The 8,699-nt window shown below is 69.8% G+C and carries 9 protein-coding genes; 8 read left to right on the forward strand and 1 reads right to left on the reverse strand.

Features of this window, described 5'->3' with window-relative positions; all coding sequences use genetic code 11:
• Positions 1-16 precede the first annotated feature (16 nt).
• The 5 genes from KYX17_RS12285 to KYX17_RS12305 all read left to right on the forward strand — a co-directional run bounded on the left by KYX17_RS12285 (position 17) and on the right by KYX17_RS12305 (position 4,761).
• Positions 17-1,105 (forward strand): hypothetical protein, encoded by a 1,089-nt coding sequence (locus KYX17_RS12285; protein ID WP_243227255.1) that lies wholly within the window; start codon positions 17-19, stop codon positions 1,103-1,105.
• A gap of 1 nt (position 1,106) precedes the next feature.
• A complete protein-coding gene (locus tag KYX17_RS12290; RefSeq protein ID WP_243227256.1) occupies positions 1,107-1,874 on the forward strand; it encodes a hypothetical protein in 768 nt (255 codons plus the stop codon).
• A gap of 125 nt (positions 1,875-1,999) precedes the next feature.
• A complete protein-coding gene (locus KYX17_RS12295) occupies positions 2,000-2,842 on the forward strand; it encodes a sortase (RefSeq protein WP_243227257.1) in 843 nt (280 codons plus the stop codon).
• A gap of 427 nt (positions 2,843-3,269) precedes the next feature.
• The gene (locus KYX17_RS12300) at positions 3,270-4,070 is read left to right on the forward strand and encodes a phosphate ABC transporter ATP-binding protein (RefSeq protein WP_243227304.1); all 801 of its coding nucleotides are present in this window, start codon (positions 3,270-3,272) and stop codon (positions 4,068-4,070) included.
• Between the two features lie 55 nt (positions 4,071-4,125).
• Complete coding sequence (locus tag KYX17_RS12305) at positions 4,126-4,761, forward strand: SatD family protein (RefSeq protein ID WP_243227258.1); 636 nt, start codon at positions 4,126-4,128, stop codon at positions 4,759-4,761.
• 6 nt (positions 4,762-4,767) lie between these two features.
• Here the strand turns inward: KYX17_RS12305 and KYX17_RS12310 are convergent, their stop codons facing one another.
• Positions 4,768-5,364: a hypothetical protein gene (locus KYX17_RS12310; RefSeq protein ID WP_243227259.1), complete on the reverse strand. Its 597-nt coding sequence runs from the start codon at positions 5,362-5,364 to the stop codon at positions 4,768-4,770.
• Between the two features lie 103 nt (positions 5,365-5,467).
• Between KYX17_RS12310 and tyrS the strand changes: the two genes are divergently transcribed.
• Genes tyrS through KYX17_RS12325 form a run of 3 tightly spaced genes read left to right on the forward strand, consistent with a single transcriptional unit; the run spans position 5,468 to position 8,366 of the window.
• Positions 5,468-6,757 (forward strand): tyrosine--tRNA ligase, encoded by a 1,290-nt coding sequence (gene tyrS, locus KYX17_RS12315; protein WP_374208946.1) that lies wholly within the window; start codon positions 5,468-5,470, stop codon positions 6,755-6,757.
• 3 nt (positions 6,758-6,760) lie between these two features.
• A complete protein-coding gene (locus tag KYX17_RS12320) occupies positions 6,761-7,549 on the forward strand; it encodes a DUF4184 family protein (protein ID WP_243227261.1) in 789 nt (262 codons plus the stop codon).
• A gap of 16 nt (positions 7,550-7,565) precedes the next feature.
• Positions 7,566-8,366: an alpha/beta fold hydrolase gene (locus KYX17_RS12325; protein WP_243227262.1), complete on the forward strand. Its 801-nt coding sequence runs from the start codon at positions 7,566-7,568 to the stop codon at positions 8,364-8,366.
• Positions 8,367-8,699 lie beyond the last annotated feature (333 nt).

Raw genomic sequence — 8,699 nt, forward strand, 5'->3', positions numbered from 1 at the left:
ATGGAGTTAATAGTCCGTGTTCGAGACCCGAACCCGAACGGGTACCTTTCTGCTGCGCGCGATCATCGCGCTGACGGCCACTTTCTTGACCGTGGGACTCCTCAGCGTCGTCGCGCCGAGCGCGGCGCACGCCGATGACACCGAGTCGATCGCCGGCGGTCCGTGCGGCGACGACGGCACGAGCGACGGCCGCTCTCGATTCACCTACGAGGTGGCCCCCGGGCAGCAGGTCATCGACTGCTACCGCGTCGTGAACACGGGGACCACGCCGCAGCGGGTCACGGTGTACGGCACGGACGCCTTCAACACGGAGGGCGGCGACTTCGCCCTGCTCGACGCGAGCGCCGCCGCCACCGATGCCGGCGCGTGGATCGTGCTCGAAGACGGCACCTCGCGGATGCAGTTCGACCTCGGAGCCGGCGAGGCGCGCGCGCTTCGCTTCACGATGACCGTTCCGGCCGACGCCGGCCCCGGAGATCACGCCGGCGGACTCATCGTCTCCTCGCAGACGCCGTCGGACCAGATCCTCGTCGATCGCCGAGTGGGAACCCGCATGTACGTGCGTGTCCCCGGCGAGCTGCAGTCGCTGCTGAACATCACGGGGATGACCGCCGTCTACAACCCGAGCCTCAATCCCTTCGACGGCACGACGAGTGTCACCCTCACCGTGACCAACCAGGGCAACATCGCGCTGGCCCCGACCCTCGTGCTCATGACGAAGAGCTTCTTCGGCACCGACCTCACCGAGCGTCGCCTCGAGAACCTCGACGAGCTGCTGCCGGGGGCGTCGCGCACCGTCACCTACGACGTGGGTCCGGTCGGCCAGTACGTGTACGTGAACACCGTCGCGTCGCTCTATTCGCGCGGTGACCAGACCGGGGCGGTCAGTGAAGCGCCGCCTGCACCTCAGGTCGACCGCGAGGCGGGTGTCTGGGCCGTGCCGTGGATCCTCGTCGGGATCCTCGTGCTCGCAGGTCTGATCTACCTCTTCCTTCGCTGGCGTCGCCGCCGTGATGACGCGCGCGCCGCCGAATGGATGGCCTTCACCCAGGCGGAGGCGCAACGGACGGCCGCTCAGCGCGAGACCGTCGGATCGGGGAACTGACATGCATCGATCGAAGGTGCGCGTCTGGGCGCGAGTCGTCCTCGCGGCAGGGGCGACGATGGTGGCCGTCTCGTTGGTGTCGCTGCCCGCCCACGCGGCCGACGATGCCGAGGGCATCGGCATCTCCGTGCCCGTGCTCGGCCCGACTCCGAGTCCGAGTTCGACGGCCGCTGCGGGCGGCGCCGCGGCCTCCGGCGGCGGGTCGACGAACGGCGGTGCCTCGAAAGGCGGCTCGACGGGCACGTCGGCGGGCACCGCCGTCACCACGGACACGGCCGCTCCCGCGCCCGCATCCGATGACATGCTGATTGCGGGCGGGCTCTACCTCAGCGACATCAGCGGAACGTCCCGCCCGACGATGAACCCCTTCGAGGGCACGTCCGAGCTGTGGGTGACCCTGCGCAACCTGTCTTCTGACACGATCGACGCGACGGCCGACTTCAGCCTGGCGACGGCGTTCGGCACCCGGATCGACGGGGCTCAGGTGCGCATCTCGGGCCTCAAGCCCAACGAGAGCCGTGTGGTCGCCACGACCCTGTCCGGGTCGGGTCAATGGCCCTTCGTCGTCGGCCGTGTCACGGTGAGCCCGCCCGATCAGATCGCCGGTCAGGCGACGTCGCCGGTCAGCCGGGCGACCGTCGTCTACGTCTTTCCGTGGCTTCTGCTCATCGGTCTCGTGCTGATGGTGCTGGCCCTCGTCATCCTCAAGCTGACGGCGTCCGTCGCGGTCGCCCCCGCCGTCGTCGCCCCCGCGGCGGGTGCCGCGTGAGCGCGATCGCTCCACCGGTGCCCGACAGCCAGCCCGCGCTGAGCGTGCCGTCGCCGTCGCGCCCGATCGCGCGCCCGCCGCGGATGCCGCGGCGACCACCGAGCGCGCCGCGTACGCCGCTCACGATGAGGCAGGCGCTCGTCCGGGGGCTGCTGCTCATGCTGGCCTCGTTCGTCGTGATGTTCCTGCTCACGCTTCTCGTCTTCGGCAACATCACCTACCACGCCGACCAACAGCAGCTGCGGGACCGATTCCGCGCCGAGCTCGCAGACGGCACCGCGCCCGTCAGCGAGGGCGACTTCGAGGACGTGCTGCTCGCCGACGGCGACCCGGTCGCGATGATCGACATCCCCGCGATCGGGCTGACGGACGTCGTCGTGGAGGGAACCTCCGGCGGCACCCTCATGAACGGACCCGGCCATCGTCGTGACACGGTCCTCCCGGGTCAGGTCGGTGTCAGTGTGCTGATGGGGCGATCGTTGGCCTACGGCGGTCCGTTCGGCGGGCTTTCCCGTCTCGTCCCCGGTGATCGTTTCCTGGTGACCACCGGGCAGGGCGAGTTCGTGTTCGAGGTCATGGGCACGCGCTACGCCGGCGACCCCGCGCCGGCCAATCCCACGTCGGGGGAGAGCCGCCTGATCCTCATGACCTCGCGCGGCGGTCCGTTGACGCCGGTCGGCGTGCAATACGTCGACGCGACTCTCGTGGGTGACGGCGAGCCCCGCGGGGCACGCATGACGACGGCGGCCACGCTTCCGCTCGAAGACAAGCCCCTGGCCACCGACACCCGCCAGGTGTGGGCGCTGGTGTTCGGGTTGCAGTTCCTGCTGCTCGCCGAGGTCGGCGCCGTGTGGTCGCTGCGCCGGTTCGGGTGGCAGAAGACGTGGCTCGTCTTCGTGCCGCTGCTGCTGCTGGCCAGCCTCATCACCGCCACGCAGGTGGCCATTCTTCTTCCGAACCTCATCTGACCGGAGCTTGACCATGTCCACACCCCACGACGACACCGCACCGGTCGACGAGACCATCACCGAGCTGTCCTCACCCGTGCTCGCGGACGAGCTGGCCGATGAGCCGGCCCCCGGCCCGTCCGCACCGGAGGCGCCGATCGAGCCGGTGACCGAGGTCGTGTTCGAGTCCGCGCCGTTCGTCGCACCGGGCTCGGATGCTCCGGCATCGCGGCGTGATCAGCGGCAGAAGGCTCCCCGTTTCCTCGGCCGCGCTCTCGGCCGCAAGTCCGAGTTCGCCACCGGCGCCGCGCCGGCCCTGCCGCCCGAGCAGCTCGCCGCGGGCATGCCCGGTGCCGTGCCGGTGAACGTGCGGAACGCGGTGTCCGCGGTCGTTCTCACCGGAGGCGCGGCCGCGACACGCGACCGACTCGAGGCGGCTCAGGCCCAGCTGACGCTCGCAGGCCCGCTCGTCGCCCCCGCCCAGCTCGACGCCCGCCTCATCTCGGCCTGGTTCGGCGAGCACCAGGTGCTCCAGGACGTGTCGCTCTCGATGCCGGCGGGGCAGATCACCGCCCTGATCGGGCCGTCCGGATGCGGAAAGTCGACGTTCCTGCGCATCCTCAACCGTATGCACGAGCTCGTGCCGTCCGCGTCGCTCGCGGGGGAGGTGCTCCTGGACGGCGAGGACATCTACGAGCCGACGCTCCCGGTGGTCGACGCGCGCAAGCGCATCGGAATGGTGTTCCAGAAGCCGAACCCCTTCCCCGCGATGTCCATCTACGACAATGTGCTCGCGGGGCTCGCGCTCACGGGGATCCGCGCCGATCGCGAACGTAAGGACTACCTCGTGGAGACCTGTCTGACCAAGGCCGGTCTCTGGTCCGAGCTGAAGGACCGGTTGCGCTCACCCGGCGGCGGGCTCTCGGGCGGCCAGCAGCAGCGGCTCTGCATCGCGCGATCGCTGGCGGTGCGCCCGCGTGTCCTGCTCATGGACGAGCCCTGCTCGGCGTTGGACCCGACCTCGACACGCGTCATCGAGGAGACGATGCTGGAGCTCGCTCAGGAGGTGACGATCGTGATCGTCACTCACAACATGCAGCAGGCGCAGCGCGTCTCCGATCAGTGCGCCTTCTTCCTGGCGTCGCAGGGGCAGCCCGGGCATATCGTGGAGCACGGCGAGACGGAGGCGATGTTCGCCGATCCGCTCGACCCGCGCACGTTCGACTATGTGAACGGCCGATTCGGGTGAAATAAGCCAAATGCTTATTATGGCGATTAATTAGCTATTGGCTTATTCTTGCGGCATGGCAACCGTCGTGACCGCAGACATCGTCGGATCGCGCGCGCTCTCGGACCGCACCGGGGCGCAGCGAAGGATCGAGACCGTGTTCGCTTCGGTCGAAGCCGACCTGCCTCTGGCGCATCGGATGCTGACCGCGACCGTGGGCGACGAGTTCCAGGGGGAGTACCCGGACCTCGGTGCGGCTCTGGCCGGCATCCTGCTGATCACGCTGGCGCTCCCGGACGGCCTCGAGTGCCGCTTCGGGGTCGGCGTCGGCGAGGTGTACACCGTGGAGGCGGCCACGGGCAAACTCGCGGAGGGGTCGGCGTGGTGGGCGGCCCGTGCCGCGATCGACGCCCTGCACGCCAAGCAGGTGCGCGCGATGCCGGCCGTGCGCACCTGGATCGAGGCCGCGGAGGACGAGGGCGTGGCGGTGCACGAGCAGGTGCGTCTGGCGAATGCGTACGTCTGGGCGCGGGACGAACTCGTGAGTGCGATGAGCGAGCGCGCGCGACGTCTGGTCTACGGACGATGCATGGGACTCACGCAGCGGGAGCTGGCGGAGCGCGAGCAGATCACGCAATCCGCCGTGTCACAGCTGTTGACCGCGTCGGGGGCCGCAGGACTCGTCGAGGGCTTCGCTCAGTGGCGTCGCTGAGGCGCCTCAGAAGATCGCGAGACGCACGAGTGCGCCGACCACACCGGCCCACAGCAGGCTGGCGAGCGTCCCGACGATGAAGCGCTCGCGCGCAGCGGAGGTGGCGAGTTCGGAGAAGCGGCCGATGCCCTTGATCGCGACGACGACGGCGATGGCCTCAGGGAACCCCGCCAGCAGCGACAGCGCGACAGCGAGCCGCTCGAGGTAGCCGATCGTGGTGCCCCCGCGCAGCACCTCCTCGAGCCCTGCCTCCGCGCCATCGACGGTGCGCGACCGGAAGACGAGGATGCCGCCCGCGTCCCCTTCGCGGACCTGACCGTGCGTGGCGATGTCGAGGATGCGCCGCGTCACAGGGTCGCCGCCGGTCACCGCGAGGGCTGCCCCGAGCAGAGCGAGGGGGAGTCCGACGATCAGCGGGATCTGCACGGGGAGCACGACGACGCTCACCAGCCCCACGAGCACGAGCCCCGTCGCCACCGCGAGGGCGGCATCGGCGGGGCGCCGACGCGCGACGAGCACCAGGATCAGGGCCACCGACAGGGCGAGCAGCAGCGCGAGGCTCGTGACGCCGGCGACGATCAGCTCGGGGGAGAGGGCGAACATGGAGCAAGTGTCCCAGCCGCCCCCGACGTCGGCTGTGCTCCCGCGCCGGGAGGCTGCGCAGCCCCGGCCAGTTGCTACGCTGGCAGGCGTGTCTACGCCCGTCGTGAGCGCGACCGCCCCCGCCAACGACCCCTCGTTCTCGAACGTGTGGGACGAACTGGTCTGGCGCGGATCCGTGCATGTGTCCACCGATCCCGAGGCGCTGCGCGCCGTGCTGGGCGAGGGGCCGATCACGTATTACTGCGGCTTCGACCCCACGGCCCCGAGCCTGCACCTCGGCAACCTCGTGCAGCTGATCGTGATGCGCCGGCTGCAGCTCGCGGGCCATCGTCCGCTCGGACTCGTCGGAGGATCCACCGGACTCATCGGAGACCCGCGTCCCTCGGCCGAGCGCACGCTCAACACGCGCGAGACCGTCGAGGAGTGGGTCCTGCGCCTGCGCGCACAGGTCGAGCGCTTCCTCAGCTTCGAGGGCGAGAACGCCGCGCGGATCGTCAACAACCTCGACTGGACCGCGCCGCTTTCGGCGATCGACTTCCTGCGCGAGGTCGGCAAGCACTTCCGCGTCGGCACGATGCTCAAGAAGGATGCGGTCAGCGCTCGTCTGAACTCCGAGGCGGGCATCAGCTACACCGAGTTCAGCTACCAGATCCTGCAGGGGCTCGACTACCTGGAGCTGTACCGCCAGTACGGGTGCGTGCTGCAGACGGGCGGATCCGACCAGTGGGGCAACCTCACCAGCGGCACCGACCTCATCCATCGGGTGGAGGGCATCTCGGTCCACGCGATCGGGACCCCGCTGATCACCAACAGCGACGGTACGAAGTTCGGCAAGAGCGAGGGCAACGCGGTCTGGCTGGATGCCGAGATGTGCAGCCCGTACCGGATGTACCAGTTCTGGTTGAACACCGACGACGCCGACGTGATCGACCGTCTCAAGGTGTTCACTTTCCTCACGCGCGAGGAGATCGACCGCTACGCCCAGCAGGTGCAGGCCGAGCCGTTCCGCCGGGCGGCGCAGAAGCGCCTCGCGCTGGAGGTGACGGCGCTCGTGCACGGACTCGAGGCAGCGGAGGCGGTCATCGCCGCATCCGAGGCGCTGTTCGGACAGGGCGATCTGACCGCACTGGATGCGGCGACGCTGCGCGCGGCGATCGACGAGTTGCCGAACGCCGAGATCGAGCCGGACATGACCGTGGCGCAGGCCCTTGTCGCGACGGGGCTCGTCTCCTCGTTGAGCGAGGCGCGGCGCGCCGTCGCGCAGGGCGGGGTGAGCCTCGACGGCGAACGCGTCGCCGACGAGTCGGCGACGATTCGCGCCGGCCTTCCCGGCGGCGTATCGATCATCCGCCGCGGCAAGAAGACACTCGCGGGGCTCGTTCCGCGGGGCTGACCCATGCCGTTCACCCCGAGCCACGCGGTCGTCGCGTTGCCGTTCGTGCGAACGCCGCTCGTTCCCGCCGCGATCGCGGTGGGGGCGATGACACCGGATCTTCCGCTGTTCGTGCGCGGGCTCCCCGTGACGTACGGGCTCACGCACGATCTGCGGTGGCTTCCCGTGACGCTGCTCGTGGCGCTCGCGCTCTTGCTGCTCTGGCGAGCCCTGCTGCGTCCGGCCGCGCGGGAGCTCATGCCGGGACCGCTCGCGGAGCGGCTGCCCGGCGCGTGGGATGCGCCGGTGCGCGCGATCTGGCGGGAGACGTTCGGCCCATCGGTGGGCACCGTCCTGCTCCTGGTCGCCTCGCTCGTGATCGGCGTCGCCAGCCACATCGCCTGGGACGCGTTCACGCACGAGGGGCGGCTGGGCTCGGAGATCTTCCCGGCGCTCGAGGAGCCCTGGGGGCCCCTCGCCGGCATCAAGTGGCTCCAGCACGGCTCCAGCGCGATCGGCCTCGCGATCATCGCGGTGTGGGCAGTGCTGTGGCTACGGCGTCGACCGCGCGTTCCGCACGTGTCGCGGACGCCGCGGTGGGTGGGCGTCGTGTGGATCGCCGCTCTTCCCGTCTTCCTGATCACGGCCTGGGTGATCGGCCTCGCGGTCAACGGTCCCCTCACGGCCGAGTTCACGATCGCCCATCTGGCCTACCGCGTGCTGCCGCCGGCCTGTGCGATGTGGGCCGCGGGCACGCTCGTGCTCTGCGCGGTCGTCGTCTGGCGCCGATCTCGCGGCGTCGCGGCGCGATGAGGGGCAGAATCGAGGGGTGACCGCTGCGCTGCCTGCCCTGACCGAGATGCCCGAACCCCGCTACGTGATGGTGGGAGAGGGGCATCGCATCGCCACGTACTCCTGGGGGGAGCCTGACGCGCCGACAGCGGTGGTGGTGCACGGCTTCGCCTCGAGCACGCGGGACAACTGGGTGAGCACCGGATGGGTGCGCGATCTGCAGCGCGCGGGATTCCGCGTCGTCGGCCTGGATCAGCGCGGCCACGGCGCGAGCGACAAGCCGCACGAGGCCCGTGACTACGACCTGCGCGAGCTCGCCCGCGACGTCGAGGTCGTCATGGACACGTACCTGATCGACGATGCGGTCTACGTGGGCTACTCGCTGGGTGCCCGTGTGGGGTGGGAGGTGCTCTGCGACCTCCCCGAGCGTGTGCTGCGCGGCGTGTTGGGCGGTGTTCCCGACGGGGTCCCGCTCGCGCGCCTGGACCTGGACCAGGTGAGTGCTCTCATCCAGGACGGGACACCGGTGACCGATCGCGTCACCCAGAACTACATCGCCCTCGCCGAGCGGGTGCCGGGTAACGATCTGCGGGCGCTCTGGGCCATCGCGCAGGGACTGCGCTCGTCGGGAACGGCCGACCCCGACCCCGCGATGGCGCCGACGCAGCCGGTGCTGTTCGCCACGGGGACGCAGGACGCGATCATCGAGGGCTCGCGGGCCCTTGCCGCGGCGACGCCGCACGGCACGTTCCTGGAGATCCCGGACCGGCACCACTTCAACGCCCCGGGCTCACGCGTGTTCCGTTCGGCGGCGATCGAGTACTTGACGGGGGAGTGATCCTCGCCTGCGACCGCGGAAAGACGCGCGACACGCCCGGGGTGTGCGCTCGAGTTGGCAGACGCCCGGAACCCACGTACCTTATTACTTGTTCGCCCCACAGGGAAGAGCGGAGAGGCCGAGAGGCCCGGCGCCCCCTCAAGCGGAGAACCACCCCTCATCCTGAAGATCTCGACTTGAGATCTTGTCGCAGATGCGAGTAGGATGAGGATCCCGAACTCCACGAGTCAGATCTTGGGACCACTGCTCTGTCAAGAGCGAAGCGCCGATCTGACACCGAGTCGGGAGAAACGAATAGTTGCCCCATGGTGACGACCGAGAGGTCCGATGGTG

The sequence above is a fragment of the Microbacterium sp. CIAB417 genome (assembly GCF_022788845.1).

What these genes read in the sequence shown, in the direction of transcription:
- KYX17_RS12290 (WP_243227256.1), top strand. Translation starts at nt 1,107, where the DNA reads ATGCATCGATCGAAGGTGCGCGTCTGGGCGCGAGTCGTCCTCGCGGCA.
- KYX17_RS12295 (WP_243227257.1), top strand. Translation starts at nt 2,000, where the DNA reads ATGAGGCAGGCGCTCGTCCGGGGGCTGCTGCTCATGCTGGCCTCGTTC.
- KYX17_RS12305 (WP_243227258.1), top strand. Translation starts at nt 4,126, where the DNA reads ATGGCAACCGTCGTGACCGCAGACATCGTCGGATCGCGCGCGCTCTCG.
- KYX17_RS12310 (WP_243227259.1), bottom strand. Translation starts at nt 5,364, where the DNA reads ATGTTCGCCCTCTCCCCCGAGCTGATCGTCGCCGGCGTCACGAGCCTC.
- KYX17_RS12320 (WP_243227261.1), top strand. Translation starts at nt 6,761, where the DNA reads ATGCCGTTCACCCCGAGCCACGCGGTCGTCGCGTTGCCGTTCGTGCGA.